We start from the raw sequence: 17,307 nt of genomic DNA on the forward strand, positions 1-17,307 counted from the left end.
TGTGCCCTTTCATTTACAATATAAAAGGTTTTCCATACAATATTGATAACATAGGGCACTCTTTTATATACTAGTTCACTTTTATGGAAGAAGATAATAAACCATACTTCCTAAATAATTCCCAATCACATAACCTAATGTACCAACTAACATAATCGGAACAATTAATTTCGTCCAACCTTTAGCAATTGCAAAAGCAGCAGCGGTTGTAGGGCCACCAATATTAGCATTACTAGCAACTATCATTTCTTCAAGACTGAATTTAAACAGCTTGCCAACTGTAAATGTTACTAGCATGTTGAATAGAACCATAATAGCTAAAAACAACAATAATAAAGGTGCGTTACTAATAAGTAGTGGAAGTGATGCCGGGACTCCAATTACTACAAAGAAAATATAAATTAAATACGTACCTATTTCTTGAGCACCATGAATATTTTCAAAGAAACGATGGAAGACAGTGACGACAAAAACGGTAATACTCGTTAGCATTAAATAACCATCGCCGAATAAACCATTTAATACATTGTAAAAGAAACCAACACCTTCTCCTGATGGAATCCATTGGTCAATAACTTCAGCAAGTTTAAACGAGATTGCTACTAGTGCAAATGCTATACCAATAGCAAAAGCAATATCTTTTAATGAAACTTCTTTTCGTTTCCAATAGGTACGAACTCCATTCTCTTGAGAATCATTATTGTTTTGTTCCAATTCATCGAGGTAAGGTGTATGGAACCTGTTACGAATGAATGTTATTGCTGGCAGCATAATTAGAGTAAAAAAGTAAAGCGCCATAAGAATATTATCAGCCACTATAGCAGAAGAAGCCAATTCGCCTGGTACCTCAAGCTTAGCTGACAAAGCAGCAAAGTTCACGCCTCCACCTGTATAGGAACCTGTTTCTAATCCTGTAATCTTTGTAGCATTTGGAATCCATTGATGCATAGACATATAAGCAACAAAGCCCCCGATTACAGTACCTATTGAACTAATAAGAAACAGCAATAACATTCTGCCGCTTTCATTCCATATTTTCTTAAGATTTGCCTGGAATAATAACAGCGGAATAGCAAGTGGGACAACATATGACCAAACAGCATCGTAAGCAGGTGCTTGACTTGGAATCACATTTATATTTACGAGAACCATCGCACCAACAAGAGCGATAATAGCACCCGTCACCTTGGAGGCCCACTTATATTTTTGTTCTAAGCATATGCTTACAGCAGCCCAACCTGCCATAAAGGCCCATAACAACCATGTATCTTCTGAACTTATAATTGATGTAATCATGCCAACCCCCCTTTAATTGTTGATAGTTAATACCCCTAGTTCGTCTATCATAAAAATACTAATTATAATATAGAATTTTCTAATTATTGTCAAGAGGAAATAACTCCTTTTATGTAGATCATATAGCAATAAAAGAGAAACCCTTCCTTCTTCTATATGCTATTCTTTGCTTACCGAAAGAATATACTTGAGAAAGGAATGATTATTTATGTCAGAATCAATGAAGCATTGCTGTAGCAAAAATAATACAGCTGATAATGAACAGCTTCGCAAAACTCATGTAAATCAAGCGATGATTGTAACAAAAGAAGATTGGAATAAAGCACATCAGGCCTTTTTAAAGAAGGAAAAGGAACATACTCGAGAGCGCGATAAATTAAATGCAGAACGTCGTCACTTACCTATGGTAGAAATAACAAAAAACTATACATTTAACGGATTAAAGGAGCAATATAGCCTTCTTGATTTATTCGCCGGAAAAAAACAGCTTATTGTTTATCACTTCATGTTTGACCCCAGTTGGGTTGAAGGCTGCGATGGCTGTTCTATGATGGTAGATAACATTGGACACCAAGCTCATTTACGTGCACGTGACACGACGTTGGTCTTAATTTCTAGAGCTCCTATGGAAAAAATACATCCCTTTAAAAAGCGAATGGAATGGACCTTGCCATGGTACTCTTCCTTTAACAGTGACTTCAATTATGACTTTGGAGCAACTACGAAGCAAGGAGAAGAAACGCACGGATACAGCGTATTCTTACAAGATAACAACAAGGTTTATCATACGTATTCAACAGGAGCACGTGGTGTTGAATACTTAGGTAGTAATTGGAGCTATCTTGATATCACCCCGATGGGCAGGCAAGAGGATTGGGAAAACTCACCTACTTGGGTCAGGAAAACCCCAAGATATGAATGGTGGAAACATCATGACAAATACACAGACTCCTTGTCTTGACATAGATCAAGAGATTGAGATCAATAATTTTCAGTAAAATAAAGCAGAACAATAAGATACCGACCCTCAGAAGTTAGAGTAAAAAATCTAACTTCTGGGGATCGGTACCAACTTTTTGAATGTTAGTTGTGCTTTGGCTAATTCTAAATTAGTTGTTTGGTTTTAATAACCCCTATATAGCGAGACAACGAAGTATTTTCGCAACGCTGTACTTCCAACACTGGCTAAATGACTTCTTTGATCCGATTACCTATGCGCAAATGATGAATGGTGATTTCCGGACGACTTCCAACTCGAATATTAATTCCTGTTTGACCAAGCCCTTCACTAATATAAAAGGGACGACCTTCTAATTTATGAAGTCCTTTAACCATATTCAACTTGACCAGTTTCCCCATTTTCCGAAGGTGGTAAGGTTTTGGCCAATGAATTTGCCCGCCATGAAAATGACCTGAAAGCAGATAATCAAAATGATACTTGTCCATTTCTAAAACTACATTTGGATCATGTGTTAACACAAGATTACTTCCTTGTTGCAAACCTGCAAACGATTTAACTAGATTACTATGATTTGTACTAAAATTATCAATGCCAATAACATTAACAGCCTCACCATCTACTGTAATTACCGCATTTTCATTCTGAAGCGTTTTGAATCCATACTGATTCAGTATATCTTTTAATTGCTGAAAGTCTCTATCCTTTAACACATAATCATGATTACCAAAAACCGCATAAGCACCATACTTAGGATTTAATTTACTCAATTCCTCTAAATAAGGTATAAGCTTGGGAATACTTTTCTTACGATCTAAGAAATCTCCTGTTAACGCAATTAAATCTAGCGATTGAGAATCTAATTGTTGCATTATATTTTGTGGAGTTATCGATATATTTTCAATATGCAAGTCTGAGATATGCAATATTTTTAGTATTTTCCCTTTATTTGTTTCTATATCTTTTTCTATATCAATTTGATTAACAACCACAGAATGCGTATTTCTATAGCCTATATATATAAAATAACTCAATAATGCTATAATTCCAATACTTATATACATGTAGAAATCACCCCTGTACTCTATTATAAAGGGTGATCATCATTTGTTCACTTGTAATATATGGATATAACATAGCATTCCTAGTAGGTTGTAATTTTCACCGTTGCACAAAAGCGCAAGCGCCCGATTAGAAACGTAGCGACTGGAGCAAGTCTACAGAGATAAAGGAATCACGGTGAGCTTGCGAGCCGATGATGACTTATCGTAGGGCAATTCGTAAAGTCATCTAGCTTCTGGGCGCTGGAGCTGGACGCGGCTCAAACGATATTTATTAACATTGGCAAATTTTATAATTTCCCTAGACTACAAAAAAACAATGATTTACCTACTTCATAACCCTTCTCTATTTTACAGTTCTCCTTCTACAATTCTCCTTACATGAAACAGTGATATTCGCTGCTCTTGTATACTCATTTGACAAAAAACCACCTAGTTGTTACAATTTTAAAAAAGCCGTCCGGTTGGTCTTTTTTATGTTGGTTGATTGGAGGAATGGTAATGAATACGAAAGCTGAGAAGAAACGAGAACATATATTAACATCTGGTACAGCGTTTATTCTTGAGAATGATTTTAATTCGTTAACCTTGGACGCTGTTGCTAATCATGCTGGAATTAGCAAAGGCGGTTTACTATATCATTTCCCAAATAAAGATGCTTTATTAAAAGGTTTATCTGATCATATATTTGAGCAATTTACCAACTCATTTAATAAACATGCAGAAAACGATCCTAATGAAAAAGGAAAGTGGACACGAGCCTTAATTGAAACATCTAAATGGGACTTGGATAATAACGCGAAACTAAATATTGGAATCATGGCAGCATCCATGCTAAATCCTGATATTTCAGAAGGACTTAGCAAGGGATATCGTTATATGCAAAATAAAGTTGAGCAAGACAATCTAGATCCCGTTACTGCTAGTATTATCCGACTTGCCATTGATGGTATTTATTATTCGGAAATGCTTGACATGGCTCCATTAGATGAGAATTTACGTGAGAAGGTCATTGAAAAATTAATTCAAATGACAACATAGGAGGTGCCCCTAATGATCAATCCATTTGTAATTTTAATCATTGCTGTTTTAGGTGAAGTGTTTGGAAATTCTATGTTGAAGCAGTCCAACGGATTCAAAAGGCTCCTCCCTTCCTTAGGAGTTATATTTGGAATGGGGATAGCGTTTTATGGACTATCGCTCACGCTTACTGCTATACCACTTAGTACTGCATATGCAGTATGGTCTGGTGCAGGGACTGCATTGACTGCACTCATTGGTGTTCTTGTTTATAAAGAAAAATTTAATTTTAAAAAAATAATCGGCTTAGTTTTTATTATTGGTGGCGTTATTTCTCTAAAATTATCGAGCGGAGTATAATAGTAGATTGGAGGTTTTTCTTATGAAAGGATATGTCATGTTAGCCATCTCCATTATAAGTGAAGTATGTGGTACAACAATGCTTAAAATATCCGATGGTTTTTCTAATCCTTTACCATCTTTTGGTGTCGTAGTTTCCTTTGCTTCAGCATTTTATTTCCTCTCTATTTGTTTAAAAACAGTGGCCCTAAGCTTGGCATATGCTATTTGGGCTGGAATTGGAACGGCATTGACTGCATTAATAGGAATACTAATTTGGAATGAACCATTTAGCTTCTTGACCGTGGTTGGATTGATTTTTATTATTGGAGGAGTTGTCTTACTAAATATGCCAAATAATCAAGGGGAAAAAGTTTTGCATCCATCAAGCTAATGATTAAATAGATGGATGTCCACATCATAAACTATATACAATTAGCACGAAAGCTCTTTACACATCCCGATATGAAATCGTCTTCGATTATATCAAGTAATTCCATCATATCATCAATGATAAAATCCGCATTAGCACTTCCCCAATATGCATCTCTTTTCCAAATACTTATCATTCCCGACTTTTTAGCAGGATGGACATCATTTTGGGGATGATCACCTACAAATATACTTCTTGCTGCGGCAACTTGTAACCGATCTAAAGCGCTTCTAAAAATCTCTAAGTCTGGCTTTTTTATTCCCTCGTATTCAGATACCAAAACCTCATCCATAAACGGAAAGATCCCTGTTTTACGAATGACATCCATTTGGAACGGTCCTTGTCCATTTGTAATTATGCCAAGTTTTAATGATCGTTCTTGCAGTGCTTCCAGCAATTTTAAAACTTCAGGAAAAAGGATGCAGTTAGTTTTGAACTGAACCAAATAATCAGTTAATAACTGTTTAGGGGTTATGCCAGTCACATTAAATTCCTTAACCATTTGTTGATATACTTTGTCGTTCCACACATATCCCCTTTTATCCAATGTTATAAATCGATTGACATAGCATTTTTTAGGTATATGACTGAAATAAGGATAGAAGCGTTCATATTGATTCGTGGCAAACCGTTTTATAGAAGCTTCTCTATGAAGTAACGTTCCATCCAAATCAAAAATAACAGCTTCTATCATTTTCCCTTACTCCTCATCATTTTGATAAATTCATAATTAGATCCATTCGTATGCTGCGTAAAGGATTCCACAGTCTGAAATCCGGCTTTTTTATACACTTTTATAGCTCGCTGGTTAAAACTAGCCACCGATAACGTTAAACGCTGACAAATATACTTTTTCTCTGCAAACTGAATACCCGCTTGCAAAAAACTTAGCCCTAAACCGAGCCCCGTTAATTCTGGTTTCATCCCAAGCCCAATTTCTACTTTATGATCCCCACAATGATAGGTAAAAAAACCTACTAATTCATTCTTTTCATCATGTACAATAAAATGAGAACCTTGACGTCGTTCAGGATTAAGGAATTCTTGTAAATCTTCTTGATCTTCTTCCATATTATAGAAGCGATACTCTCCATCGTAATGCCACTCGTAAGCAATAATTTCAGCCTGTTCCTGCGTCATTGGTTTAAAAGAGTAATGCATATCGGATTCTCCAATCGTGTTGTATCTTTTTCTATAATTAAACTTGAAGTTAAATTATATTTGCTTCCTAAACAAAACTCGATCATGGTTTATCCCATCATATTGCGTGTGAATAGAGATACCATCTACAACGTTATCTCCCTCAACAATATCAAAACCCATATGGGTATGAAATGCTATTGAGTTTCTATTCTTTGGCGAAGTTACACAGCGTATTACTTCAACGTTAAACCGTTTCATAACCTGAAAAAACGTGTGGTATAATCGTTTTCCGATTTGCATATTTCGGTGATTTGGGTGTACACCAATAAAATGAATATAAGCCGTGTTTGTCTGGGATTGAGATACGAAGCCTATTAAGAAACCAATGATTTCTCCGTTTTCTTCAACTATAAAGCTACTATTATTAAAGTGCTCAAAGAACAATTTTGGTACCATATCTGCCATCTGTCTCCCACCCCACCATTCATTTATGATAGGTGAAATACGATAGTAATCGGATCCTTCGATAGACCGAATATTCATTAAATCAACCCCCTTCTTTTATAACTAATTCCACATCCCACTTCATATTATTCTGAATTTTAATTATATCATACGTTCTGAAGCTTTTTCACTTCGTTTAAATTAATGGATTGTAAGTTCTACCTCTAGGCGAAGAAGTTCGTTCTGTGGTTCCAATTTTTGTTCCTATGCCATTTCTTTTTCATTTGTTTGTTTATTGCCTTTTTTCTTAGCTTTATCAGTCATAGGTGGTCGTCCTTTCGAGTTTCCCAAGGCCTCATTATCACCTTCACTAACAGTTTTTTCCATGAATTAATTATTGGAGGTTGTAGCTCCAAATTAAATGACTGTCTCCGTTTATGAAGAATCTGTTCTCTTCATAAAGCTTCATACATCCAGTGTAAATGGAACAGAATAAACTTGCTATTCCCGTTGCCTTATTAATCCTTCCCTCCCAAATTTCTTATACAATTCTTCAACCCACCGTTTACGCGGGAACTGCTTGTCAATCCATGCTTCTTAGCCAACATGTCATATCCTAAATAACCCCTTAATATGCTCTTACTACTATTAACTTAAATGGATCACTATATTTAGCCATAAAGAAACACCCCAAAAGAAAGATTTCACTCTCACTTTTGGGGTGAAGTACATTTATTTCATTTAGTTATTCTGTTAATAGAGGATAATATCCTTCTTTTGTATGCGTTTCGCTACCAACTAATGGTGGGTTAAATACACATACCATACGCATTTGTGTACGGGCACGAAGCTCATGCTTATCATGTTCATCTAAAAGGTACATAGTTCCTGGTTTTAATTGATATACTTCACCAGTTTCTAATTTTTCAATCTCACCTTCTCCTTCGATACAATAGACAAGTTCAATATGGTTTTTGTACCAGAAGAAGTTGTTGGTACCCGCTTTAATAATGGTATCATTCATGCTAAAACCTACACCATCTTTTTTATAAATAAATCGACGGCTTGACCAATTTTCCCCAGATGTTTCATCTTCTGTTCCAATAATATCTTCAAGTGATTTTACGATCATGAATAATCTCCTCTTTTCTATCTTATATAAAATGTTTACTTCAATACTTGTTTAATTGCTTCTTCAAGAATATCAAAACCATTATTTATCCCCTCTTCTTCAATTATTAAAGGAGGAAGGAATTTTACAACCTCATCATTTGGTCCAGATGTCTCAACAATTAATCCGCGATTAAATGCCTCCGCACAAATCTTATTGGCAAGATCTGCTTCTTGTATCACAATACCTTGCATAAACCCACGACCTCGTGCCTCACCTTGTAACGTGGAGAATTTATTAATAATAGATTCTATACGTTCACGAATAAGGTTAGCCTTTTGCTGAATAGAGTTGCTAAAGGCATCTGTTTCCCAATTTGTTAAAGCTTCCGTAGCTGCAATAAACGCTAAATTATTCCCACGGAATGTCCCGTTATGCTCACCTGGTCCCCACTGATCAAATTCTGGTTTAATTAATGTAATAGCCATAGGTAGACCAATACCCCCTATTGATTTAGAGAGACAAATAATATCAGGTTTAATTCCTGCAGGTTCAAAACTAAAGAATGTACCAGTCCTACCACATCCAGCTTGAACATCATCAATAATCAACAGAATATCCCAACGCTTACAGATAGATTCGACTTTCTTTAGCCATTCCATGCTAGCCGCATTGATTCCGCCTTCTCCTTGTACAGTTTCCAAGATAATTGCTGCCGGTAATGCTACACCGCTTCCACTATCCTCAAGGAACCGCTCTAAGTAAGCAATTGAGTCCTGATCCTCCACATATTCGTCAAATGGCATAGAAACACTATGGTGAAGAGGTATTCCTGCACCATGACGTTTAAATGAGTTACCAGTCACGGATAATGAACCTATTGTCATTCCATGAAATGCATTTGTAAAACTAATAACCGTGTCGCGCCCCGTTACCTTTCTAGCTATTTTCAAGGCGCTTTCTACAGTATTCGTTCCAGTTGGTCCCGGAAACATTATTTTATAGTCTAGTTGACGAGGTTTAAGTATAACGTCGTTGAACTGATCTAGAAAGTTCTTTCTAGGAGTTGTGCCCATATCCAAACTATGAATGATTCCGTCATTTTGAATATATTCAATCAGCTTTTGCTGCATAACATCATTGTTATGACCATAATTTAATGCACCAGCACCAGCAAAAAAGTCAATATACTCTTTTCCATCTATATCCCATAGTTTATATCCTTTAGCCTTTGTAAAAATTGTTGGCCAGCCTCTGCTATAGCTTCTAACCGATGATTCCAATTCTTCAAAGGTTTTCATTTTTTCATTATTTAATACTGCTGTAGTCACCAAATCATCCTTTTATTCATTATTTCCCTTTTGAAAAGGGCCAATCTTATACAGTTGCTCATCTTCATGTCCTGTTCGTGGAAAATCAATTGATAAATAATAATTTCCAACCACACATTCTGTGTCTAGCTTTTTTGCTAAACCTAAAAATAAATACTGAGAAGGTAAATTGGATGGTGATACCGTTGCTTCAATAAATCGAATCTCTGATAATTGTTCCCGCTCTAACAACTTCATCAACATTTTCGTTCCTAACCCTTTACCCCGTTGAGTTTCTCGAACAGCAACCTGCCAGATGAATAATGTATTCGGTTTATTCGGATGAATAAACCCAGAAATGAATCCGACCGTTTCCCCTTCACTTTTCACAACAATGGATGATTCTGAGAACATATCACACCATAGGATATAGCTATAAGAAGAGTTAAGGTCAAGGTTACCAATTTCATGGATTAGTTCCCACACAGCTGCCCCATCATCTTTTGTAGGCATACGAAACTCAAGTTCCTGATCAATTTCACGTGTTTTTGTAATCGTGCTAATGGTTCTTTGGATGCTTCCACCTCCCAGACTTTGGTAAATAATCTACTATATAAGCTTATAAATAATTAGGGGGAAGCGTCAAAAGCCTTTAAACCTTATATAGCTTGATTAAACTTGCTGAGTTACGGTGACAGTTAAATAAAGGGCAATCCTTTAAGAATAGCGCCCAAAAATTCTAAAAAATACGATGGTTATACCAATTCAATTAGTTGCAATTCCAAAAAAACTTCAAATTCGCCAAAAAGCGTCGAAAATATAGGAATGAGCCCATTTAGCAGATATATCATTAAGAATCCTCGACCATATTGGTATGTTACAAGCATTCAATTATTTCTGTTTTTTAACAATAAATAAAAGAAGTACCATAACCCTATTTATTAAGGGAATAGCACTTCTATTAAATACTAATTCGACGCTATCGTTTCTTTTATTAGCATATTTTTCTCTATCTCCCCATTTTTAATAACAACTTGTACAGTTTCATTCGTTGCAAGTGAGTAAATATCCTCCAATGGATTCCCCTTTACAACAATAACATCTGCTAACTTTCCTGTTTCAATTGTTCCTACTTTTTCTTCCCATCCTAAACATTCAGCAGCCGTTTTCGTCGAAGCAACAATAGCTTCCATAGGGCTCATTCCAACGTCTACCATAAGCCCTAATTCTCGAAGATTCGTCCCATGCTTCATTACGCCAGCATCCGTACCCATTGCTATTTTCACACCAGCTTGATGTGCTTTAGCAATACTTGCTTTATGCTGTTCAATTACCTCTTTCGATTTTTGCACGGCTGTATCAGGCATGCCTGTTTCCTTTGCTGTTTCCAGAACGGCAACTGGCGCAAGCAAGGTTGGTACTAAAAACGTACCATTTTCAAGCATCATTTCAATGGCTTCATCATCTAAAAATATTCCATGCTCAATGGAATGAATTCCTGCTTTAACAGCATTTTTAATCCCTTCAGCACCTTGTGCATGTGCCATAACTTTTACGTTTTTCCGAAAACGTCCTTCCTTTACGATCGCTTTAAGTTCATTTAATGAGAATTGAGTAAATTCTGGGTGATCTGTGGCACTCAATACTCCACCAGTTGCATGAACTTTAATAACTTCAGCTCCTGCACGTAGCATTTCTCTTGTCTTTTTACGAACCTCTTCCACCCCATCACACTTTCCACTTGGCATTCCAGGATAATTAGAAGGTAAAAGATCAACTACATTTCCGGAAACTGTATAACCATCTCCATGTCCACCAGTAATTGTTAAGGCGTTAATACTTAATTGTAATCTTGGTCCAGAAATAAGCCCTTCTTCAATGGCCTTTTTCACTCCTAGATCAGTCCCCAATGCGTCCCGAACTGAAGTAATACCTGCATGTAACGTAGTCTTTAAATACTTAGCTGCTTGATAATACATAAATGAGAATGGTGTTGCAAGCCTATCAGCAATTGGCGAAAATTCCATCATCATATGCACATGAGAATCAATTAATCCAGGTAAAATAGTGCCTCCTTGAGCATCTATTACAGCTTCTTCTCCGGATTTCGCATACCCTTCTTGTTTACCTACATAGGTGATTTTCTGATCTTCAATAACCACAATTGAATTTTTTAATGGTTCTTTTCCTGTACCGTCAATTACAGAGCCATTTTCAATAATTATTTTACTCATTTAATCTTCCTCCTTATAGTGTTTGAACCAAAAACCCAGCAATAACAACAGATGCAACAGTAACAGTAGTGAATCCGCCAATAAGCATTGGAGCTAGTAATTCATTAAAGATAATTTTCTCTTCTTCTTCATTTCGTGCAGCACTTCGACTAACTTCTTCACATAGGAGATAGTCACCTGGAAAGCCAAACAATGCAGTTAATGCTACTGGCATTCCTTTTAATGGATCCCATTTGACTAGCTTAGAAACAATAAACCCACCCAGCGCAATACCAAATGTTCCCAAAATTAGAATTAATAGAATGCTTGGTAAATTGGCTAGTACTTCTTGTGGTGTTACATCTGCCATTGTACCAATTACTACAAAGACAATCGCAATCATCGTAATGGTGAATGAATTTGCTTTTTCTAATGTCTTCGTTTCAAAAATCCCAATTTTAAGTCCTGCAATTCCAATCGCCAAACACCATAATGTAGCATGAATAGGAGTTACTTCACCTAACGTAGTACCAATAGCTGCACCGATAAATATATAAAATAACTTAAGAACCGCACTTTCTCTTAGTGGACTAGCTTTTGTTTTCTCTTTGGTTGCAGCAACTTCATTTGCCATAGGCACAAAGGTTCCATTATCCAGTTGGTTTTGTATTTTCACTGCATACTTGCGCATAAAATTTAGTGCAAGAGGCATCCCGAACAAACCTTGAAAAGCTACGATTAAAGCAGGAATAACAACTAAGCTTGATCTTCCAATCGATGCAAGTTCTTCAGAAGTAATGAGGAGAGCAATAATTCCACCGCTTAGAGGTCCAACTCCAGCAACAGCCGTGCCATAATCAAACATGAGCGAAACAATAACAAGAATAATAATTCCTGATACAATAACTCCACCAAGTGCAATCAATACAGCTTTTACTTGGCTTCTTAACAAAGATAGTGGGATCATCGTCCCCATATGCAAAATAGCTGGTCCTACTAAAATAGCTCCTAAAGCAGCAAATTGTGATTTTTCTAAAATGTCTTCAGGAAATATTCCTGTCCAGACACAAACTAGGAATCCAACCATGGCTGTTAGGAGCATGGGAATCCGAGCTCTAGAAATAATGGAGAGCCATTCTCCTAGGGCAATTAACGCAAAAATAAGTGCAGTAGCAATAAGTGGATTACTTAACAAGAGAACCCCTCCTCAAAATGAATTTTTATTACTATATCACCAGCTTAAATTTTTGTCTATACTGTTTTTTCAGACAATTTATTACAGTTTTAATAGTATAAGTTAATTAATTTTTTCGAATTAACTAGCCCAATTATTGATTTATCAGCAAAGAAAACGGTTCCTTTATTATCGATACATGATTTCAATTCCCGCTCATATACGACGAATTTCGACAAAATTTTTTTGATTTTCAAGGAATATAGAAATTTATGTGGCGTTTATATCTAAAAACGCTCTACTTAAAAGACGGACAACGTACTCTTTATCTTCAGATGCGTAGATAAACGATTACGGAAGAAAAGGTTTCGGACGGAAAACATAAAACCCTCTGTACATTAGCATAAGGCTGCTAACAAGCCAGCAGAGGAAAAGCAAAGTATCTTTCAGGAGCAGCTTCGTTGCACGAACCGTTATTTCTAGTTGGTTATCATTCTTTGTTTTTAAAATTTTTATCCTATCTTATTAATAGCGCTTCTAATTACACTTGCGCCCACTACTATTATTCCATTAAAGCATAGGTTATTAGTGTAGATTTAAGCAAAGAGGTGATTATTTGTGGATAATAACGATAATCGTTTAAAGCGAGTTGAACGGAATCCCTTTCATGGCTTAATGGAACAAATGGATACATTCTTTAATGAATCTGCAAAGAATTTCAATTCATTGGTAAAACGCCCTTTAAACGTCCATACCTATGAAACAAAGTCAAATGTAATTGTTGAAGCAGAATTACCTGGATATAAACGTGACCAAATCCAATTAGAGATTATCGGAAATCAATTACGTATTGCAGTGGAAGAATTTTCATCCAATGAGCAGGAAAGAAGCTACCGCGGCCAACGTGCGGAACGAACAATTACGATTCCATTCACCATATCGGAAAAAGAAACAAAGGCTGACTTAAACAATGGAATATTACAAATAACCATTCCTAAGAAGAATTCAAGTAGACGATTCATTGATATTAATGACTGACAGAAAAAACACCATTTTAACATAACATTTTGTTAAGATGGTGTTTTGAATGTAAGGACATTCTCCTTTCATATTTATGCTAATTTTTCTTCATTATCTTGTGGTGGATCAATATTTTCACTTTGCTTTGCCCAAATGGTTGCTAGAATAGGTCCCGAAATATTATGCCAAACACTAAACAAGGCACTCGGAACCGCCGCGATCGGTGAAAAATAAGCAAGTGCCAATGTTGAACCAAGTCCAGAATTTTGCATACCCACTTCAATTGCCACCGCCTTTTGATCTTTGATATCAAGTTTTACAACTTTTGCTAGCAGAAATCCAAGTAGTAATCCTAATCCATTATGCAAAATTACAACTGAAAAGACAGTAAATGCTGATGAAGTAATATTTTCTGTATTCACAGATACAACAGCACCTGCAACTGCAACAATGCCAATAACTGAAACGAGCGGTAAAACTTTTATGCTTTGTTCAACTCGTCTTCGAAATACCATACGAATAACAATGCCTAGAATAATTGGTATTAAAACGATCTTTACAATGGTCAAAAACATACTACCAGCCGAAATCGGCAGCCATTCACTTGCCAATAGCCAAGTCATTGTTGGAGTTAAAACTGGGGCAAGCACTGTAGATACTGCTGTTACGGAAACAGATAGTGCGGTGTTACCTTTTGCTAGAAACGTCATAACATTGGATGCTGTGCCACCTGGGCAGCAACCAACTAAAATAACACCGACTGCTACTTCTGATGGAAGTTGAAAAAGGATGGCCAAGCCATAAGCCAATAAAGGCATGATGGTATATTGTGCTAATACTGCAAGCATGACACTTTTTGGTGCTTGAACGACACCTTTAAAATCAGCCGTGGAAAGTGTTAACCCCATACCAAACATGATGATTACTAGAAGTAGCGGAATGAATGAAACTATCCAAGAAAAACCACTTGGAAATATAAAACTTAGAGTCCCAAATAGAATAACCCAGATGGCAAATGTGTTGCCTGCAACTGTACTAATTTTTTCTAATAGCTTCAAGTGGACTCCCCCCTTATTTAAATAATATTTCAATATAATAACAAAAATCTGATAATAAAGTCTAGTACTAATTTGCCCTTTTAAGACCTATTAAACATATTGCTGAAGTGACAAAAACAGGAGTATAGTACCAAAGCTAATTAGCCAAGCAGAAATATGTTTTTCAAGATCCATTGTTGTACACGGTAAAAATTTTGGTTTATAATCATAATATATTCAATGAAGAAAAACAGGCACATTCTAAGTTAACGTACATATTTATACCTATATGTACTCATAAGTTGCCCTAATCCAACTGTTTATACAACGACCAAAAGGAGATGACAAAATTGATAGAGGGTAAGCCAATTTACCAATATCAAGTTGGAGATCAACTACAGATTACATCTATTAAACTAAAAAATGTAATGCGAAGAAGACTACTAGATTTAGGTTTTGTACCTGGAGTGACTATAGAAGTAGTACAAAAAAGTCCATTAGGTGACCCTGTAGCGTTTAAAGTGTTTCATACAACAATCGCTTTGCGTAAAGAAGAAAGCTCACTTATTTATGCAAAAAAAATGAATCGCGAGGTGATATAAATGAGTCACACGATTGCCTTAGCAGGTAACCCGAATACCGGAAAAAGTACATTGTTCAATTTATTAACTGGATTGAAACAGCACACTGGAAATTGGCCAGGTAAAACAGTCGTACGTGCGGAAGGAGAACTTAAAACGGATAATCATATCTATCAGGTTATTGATTTACCTGGAACCTATTCCCTTTATTCCAACTCTGCGGATGAAGAAGTCGCAAGAGATTTTATTATTTTTGAAAAGCCAGATATAACCTTAGTTGTCGTAGATGCAACTTCATTAGACCGAAATCTAAATTTAGCATTACAAGTTTTTGAAATGACCAGCAATGCTATTCTTTGCATCAATTTAATTGATGAAGCAAGAAGAAAAGGAATACACATAGATAAGGAAGAGCTATCTCGCCAATTGGGAATTCCGGTTATTTTAATATCAGCCCGAGAAAAAATTGGTATTATTCAATTACTTAAAACGATCGACCAAATGATTGATGGCAAAATACAGACACATCCGTTTCAAGTTCAGTACGCAGACGAGGTGGAACAAAAAATACATGAATTACAGCCTAAAATACAAGCTATTTTTGGTGACTCATTACCTTCCAGATGGCTATCCCTTCGATTATTGGATGGAGATAAGCAACTGCTTGAGGCACTAAAAGCTTATATTCGAGACCCTAACTTCGTCCATTCTCAGCAACAATTAGTAAAGGGGGATTGTTGTCATGGAGCATAATGTTGAACAGAAGCTACACCAGTTAGATAATCTCTTTAATGAACAAGAAAATATGCAATCAGATGACTTACGAGATCACATTGTTTCACGTATATATACATCTTCTCAGGATCTAACTAACAAATCAGTAGCATATTCGAATAAAAAAGTCTCATGGTTAGATGAAAATTTAGACAAAATTCTCACGTCAAAGGCTTTCGGATTTCCGATTATGCTACTTATGCTTGGTGTTGTAATTTATTTAACTATAGCTGGTGCAAATTATCCTGGTGTCGTCATTGCGGAAGCCTTTGCCACTGTGGAAGATTGGTTAACGGCATTATTTCAGTGGTTGCAAGCACCAGACTGGCTATACGGTATCCTAATAGAGGGATTTTATCGTGGAACATCATGGGTGGTTAGTGTAATGCTCCCACCAATGGCAATCTTCTTTCCAATGTTTGCCCTATTGGAGAACTTTGGTTATTTACCAAGGGTTGCCTTCAATTTAGATCGCTTTTTTAAAAAATCAGGTGCACATGGCAAACAATCGTTAACGATGGCTATGGGGTTTGGCTGTAACGCAGCTGCAGTAATGTCTTCACGTATTGTCGAATCTCCAAGAGAGCGAATGCTGGCCATTTTAACAAATAATTTTGTTCCATGTAATGGGCGCTGGCCATTATTAATATTGCTCGCAGGTTTATTCATGGCTGCAGGCTTTTCTGGGGGAATGAATACATTCATATCAGCTGCTGTCGTTGTAGGAATTGTATTATTCGGTGTAATCATGACACTATTTGTATCATGGGCTCTTTCAAAAACATTACTAAGGGGCGTCCCCTCCCACTATACATTGGAGCTGCCTCCATACCGTAAACCCAAAATATGGAACACGATTGTCCGAGCTACTTTAGATAAATCTTGGTTTGTTTTAAAACGGGCTGTTATTGTTGCGGCACCAGCTTCAGTTATTACTTGGATTTTAGCAAATATATTTATTGCTGATTTAAGTATACTTGAGCATGTTGCTGGCTTTTTCGATCCATTCGCACAAGCCATTGGTTTAGATGGATTTATTTTAATGGCTTTTATACTCGGATTTCCTGCAAATGAAATTGTCCTACCAATTTTATTGATGGGATACCTTTCAACAGGTTCTATGATTGAAGTAGATAATCTTAATGATCTAAAGCAAATTTTCCTTGATCATGGATGGACTTGGTTAACCGCATTAAACATGATGCTATTTTCCCTTTTACATTATCCTTGTGGTACAACAATGTTAAATATATGGAAAGAAACTAAAAGTCCTAAATGGACATTTGCTGCTTTTGCGCTGCCAACCGCAATTGCTATTACAGTAACGTTTACAATTGCACAAATCGTTAGAGGTTTAGGGCTTGTATAAGCTTAACCTTGGTTGTTGATTGTT

19 protein-coding genes are annotated in these 17,307 nt (G+C 36.3%); 8 read left to right on the forward strand and 11 right to left on the reverse strand.

Annotation, left to right across the window (positions count from 1 at the left end):
• Positions 1 to 81 precede the first annotated feature (81 nt).
• Complete coding sequence (locus tag JUJ52_RS00625; protein WP_121604963.1) at positions 82 to 1,296, reverse strand: DUF819 family protein; 1,215 nt, start codon at positions 1,294 to 1,296, stop codon at positions 82 to 84.
• A gap of 208 nt (positions 1,297 to 1,504) precedes the next feature.
• Between JUJ52_RS00625 and JUJ52_RS00630 the strand changes: the two genes are divergently transcribed.
• Positions 1,505 to 2,257 (forward strand): DUF899 domain-containing protein, encoded by a 753-nt coding sequence (locus tag JUJ52_RS00630; RefSeq protein ID WP_226983503.1) that lies wholly within the window; start codon positions 1,505 to 1,507, stop codon positions 2,255 to 2,257.
• 224 nt (positions 2,258 to 2,481) lie between these two features.
• Here the strand turns inward: JUJ52_RS00630 and JUJ52_RS00635 are convergent, their stop codons facing one another.
• A complete protein-coding gene (locus tag JUJ52_RS00635; RefSeq protein ID WP_121604962.1) occupies positions 2,482 to 3,318 on the reverse strand; it encodes a metallophosphoesterase in 837 nt (278 codons plus the stop codon).
• A 498-nt stretch (positions 3,319 to 3,816) separates the two neighbouring features.
• On the opposite strand from JUJ52_RS00635, the gene JUJ52_RS00640 reads away from it, so the two are divergent.
• The 3 genes from JUJ52_RS00640 to JUJ52_RS00650 are packed head-to-tail and all read left to right on the forward strand — an operon-like array spanning position 3,817 to position 5,068.
• Positions 3,817 to 4,356, forward strand: a complete 540-nt coding sequence (locus tag JUJ52_RS00640; protein ID WP_121604961.1) for a TetR/AcrR family transcriptional regulator — start codon at positions 3,817 to 3,819, stop codon at positions 4,354 to 4,356.
• Positions 4,357 to 4,371: 15 nt separating this feature from the next.
• On the forward strand, positions 4,372 to 4,695 hold the full coding sequence (locus tag JUJ52_RS00645) for a DMT family transporter (RefSeq protein WP_026682238.1): 324 nt from the start codon (positions 4,372 to 4,374) through the stop codon (positions 4,693 to 4,695).
• A 22-nt stretch (positions 4,696 to 4,717) separates the two neighbouring features.
• Entirely contained in the window at positions 4,718 to 5,068 is a 351-nt protein-coding gene (locus tag JUJ52_RS00650; protein WP_205388459.1) for a DMT family transporter, read from the forward strand.
• Between the two features lie 31 nt (positions 5,069 to 5,099).
• Here the strand turns inward: JUJ52_RS00650 and JUJ52_RS00655 are convergent, their stop codons facing one another.
• From JUJ52_RS00655 to JUJ52_RS00690, 8 genes are all read right to left on the reverse strand, one after another.
• Entirely contained in the window at positions 5,100 to 5,801 is a 702-nt protein-coding gene (locus JUJ52_RS00655) for an HAD family hydrolase (protein ID WP_205388458.1), read from the reverse strand.
• Positions 5,798 to 6,268: a GNAT family N-acetyltransferase gene (locus JUJ52_RS00660; protein WP_205388457.1), complete on the reverse strand. Its 471-nt coding sequence runs from the start codon at positions 6,266 to 6,268 to the stop codon at positions 5,798 to 5,800. Before JUJ52_RS00660 ends, JUJ52_RS00655 begins: the two co-directional genes overlap by 4 nt.
• A gap of 54 nt (positions 6,269 to 6,322) precedes the next feature.
• Positions 6,323 to 6,793, reverse strand: a complete 471-nt coding sequence (locus tag JUJ52_RS00665; RefSeq protein ID WP_205388456.1) for a GNAT family N-acetyltransferase — start codon at positions 6,791 to 6,793, stop codon at positions 6,323 to 6,325.
• A 646-nt stretch (positions 6,794 to 7,439) separates the two neighbouring features.
• Entirely contained in the window at positions 7,440 to 7,826 is a 387-nt protein-coding gene (locus JUJ52_RS00670) for an ectoine synthase (RefSeq protein WP_026682243.1), read from the reverse strand.
• A 35-nt stretch (positions 7,827 to 7,861) separates the two neighbouring features.
• Positions 7,862 to 9,106, reverse strand: a complete 1,245-nt coding sequence (ectB, locus tag JUJ52_RS00675) for a diaminobutyrate--2-oxoglutarate transaminase (RefSeq protein WP_205389760.1) — start codon at positions 9,104 to 9,106, stop codon at positions 7,862 to 7,864.
• 42 nt (positions 9,107 to 9,148) lie between these two features.
• Positions 9,149 to 9,628, reverse strand: a complete 480-nt coding sequence (gene ectA / locus JUJ52_RS00680; RefSeq protein WP_121604957.1) for a diaminobutyrate acetyltransferase — start codon at positions 9,626 to 9,628, stop codon at positions 9,149 to 9,151.
• Positions 9,629 to 10,083: 455 nt separating this feature from the next.
• Entirely contained in the window at positions 10,084 to 11,349 is a 1,266-nt protein-coding gene (locus JUJ52_RS00685; RefSeq protein ID WP_205388455.1) for a metal-dependent hydrolase family protein, read from the reverse strand.
• Positions 11,350 to 11,362: 13 nt separating this feature from the next.
• Positions 11,363 to 12,523, reverse strand: coding sequence for a hypothetical protein (locus tag JUJ52_RS00690; RefSeq protein WP_026682247.1), 1,161 nt, complete (start codon positions 12,521 to 12,523; stop codon positions 11,363 to 11,365).
• 597 nt (positions 12,524 to 13,120) lie between these two features.
• Here JUJ52_RS00690 and JUJ52_RS00695 point away from each other — a divergent pair.
• A complete protein-coding gene (locus JUJ52_RS00695) occupies positions 13,121 to 13,540 on the forward strand; it encodes an Hsp20/alpha crystallin family protein (protein ID WP_205388454.1) in 420 nt (139 codons plus the stop codon).
• 74 nt (positions 13,541 to 13,614) lie between these two features.
• Here JUJ52_RS00695 and JUJ52_RS00700 read toward each other — a convergent pair whose 3' ends face one another.
• Positions 13,615 to 14,580, reverse strand: coding sequence for a bile acid:sodium symporter family protein (locus JUJ52_RS00700; RefSeq protein ID WP_205388453.1), 966 nt, complete (start codon positions 14,578 to 14,580; stop codon positions 13,615 to 13,617).
• A gap of 329 nt (positions 14,581 to 14,909) precedes the next feature.
• Here JUJ52_RS00700 and JUJ52_RS00705 point away from each other — a divergent pair, with 329 nt between their 5' ends.
• Genes JUJ52_RS00705 through JUJ52_RS00715 form a run of 3 tightly spaced genes read left to right on the forward strand, consistent with a single transcriptional unit; the run spans position 14,910 to position 17,283 of the window.
• Positions 14,910 to 15,161, forward strand: a complete 252-nt coding sequence (locus tag JUJ52_RS00705; protein ID WP_318279949.1) for a FeoA family protein — start codon at positions 14,910 to 14,912, stop codon at positions 15,159 to 15,161.
• Positions 15,162 to 15,893, forward strand: a complete 732-nt coding sequence (locus JUJ52_RS00710; RefSeq protein ID WP_205388452.1) for a FeoB small GTPase domain-containing protein — start codon at positions 15,162 to 15,164, stop codon at positions 15,891 to 15,893.
• Entirely contained in the window at positions 15,883 to 17,283 is a 1,401-nt protein-coding gene (locus tag JUJ52_RS00715) for a ferrous iron transporter B (protein WP_205388451.1), read from the forward strand. Before JUJ52_RS00710 ends, JUJ52_RS00715 begins: the two co-directional genes overlap by 11 nt.
• Positions 17,284 to 17,307 lie beyond the last annotated feature (24 nt).

Origin of the sequence: Virgibacillus sp. AGTR (genome assembly GCF_016919725.2) — a bacterium.
Lineage (GTDB): Bacteria > Bacillota > Bacilli > Bacillales > Amphibacillaceae > Virgibacillus > Virgibacillus salarius.

Bases quoted from the DNA above. Each gene is read 5' to 3' on its own strand.
- JUJ52_RS00625 (WP_121604963.1), bottom strand. From the start codon at position 1,296: ATGATTACATCAATTATAAGTTCAGAAGATACATGGTTGTTATGGGCC.
- JUJ52_RS00630 (WP_226983503.1), top strand. From the start codon at position 1,505: ATGTCAGAATCAATGAAGCATTGCTGTAGCAAAAATAATACAGCTGAT.
- JUJ52_RS00635 (WP_121604962.1), bottom strand. From the start codon at position 3,318: ATGTATATAAGTATTGGAATTATAGCATTATTGAGTTATTTTATATAT.
- JUJ52_RS00640 (WP_121604961.1), top strand. From the start codon at position 3,817: ATGAATACGAAAGCTGAGAAGAAACGAGAACATATATTAACATCTGGT.
- JUJ52_RS00650 (WP_205388459.1), top strand. From the start codon at position 4,718: ATGAAAGGATATGTCATGTTAGCCATCTCCATTATAAGTGAAGTATGT.
- JUJ52_RS00655 (WP_205388458.1), bottom strand. From the start codon at position 5,801: ATGATAGAAGCTGTTATTTTTGATTTGGATGGAACGTTACTTCATAGA.
- JUJ52_RS00660 (WP_205388457.1), bottom strand. From the start codon at position 6,268: ATGCATTACTCTTTTAAACCAATGACGCAGGAACAGGCTGAAATTATT.
- JUJ52_RS00665 (WP_205388456.1), bottom strand. From the start codon at position 6,793: ATGAATATTCGGTCTATCGAAGGATCCGATTACTATCGTATTTCACCT.
- JUJ52_RS00670 (WP_026682243.1), bottom strand. From the start codon at position 7,826: ATGATCGTAAAATCACTTGAAGATATTATTGGAACAGAAGATGAAACA.
- ectB (WP_205389760.1), bottom strand. From the start codon at position 9,106: ATGAAAACCTTTGAAGAATTGGAATCATCGGTTAGAAGCTATAGCAGA.
- ectA (WP_121604957.1), bottom strand. From the start codon at position 9,628: ATGCCTACAAAAGATGATGGGGCAGCTGTGTGGGAACTAATCCATGAA.
- JUJ52_RS00685 (WP_205388455.1), bottom strand. From the start codon at position 11,349: ATGAGTAAAATAATTATTGAAAATGGCTCTGTAATTGACGGTACAGGA.
- JUJ52_RS00710 (WP_205388452.1), top strand. From the start codon at position 15,162: ATGAGTCACACGATTGCCTTAGCAGGTAACCCGAATACCGGAAAAAGT.
- JUJ52_RS00715 (WP_205388451.1), top strand. From the start codon at position 15,883: ATGGAGCATAATGTTGAACAGAAGCTACACCAGTTAGATAATCTCTTT.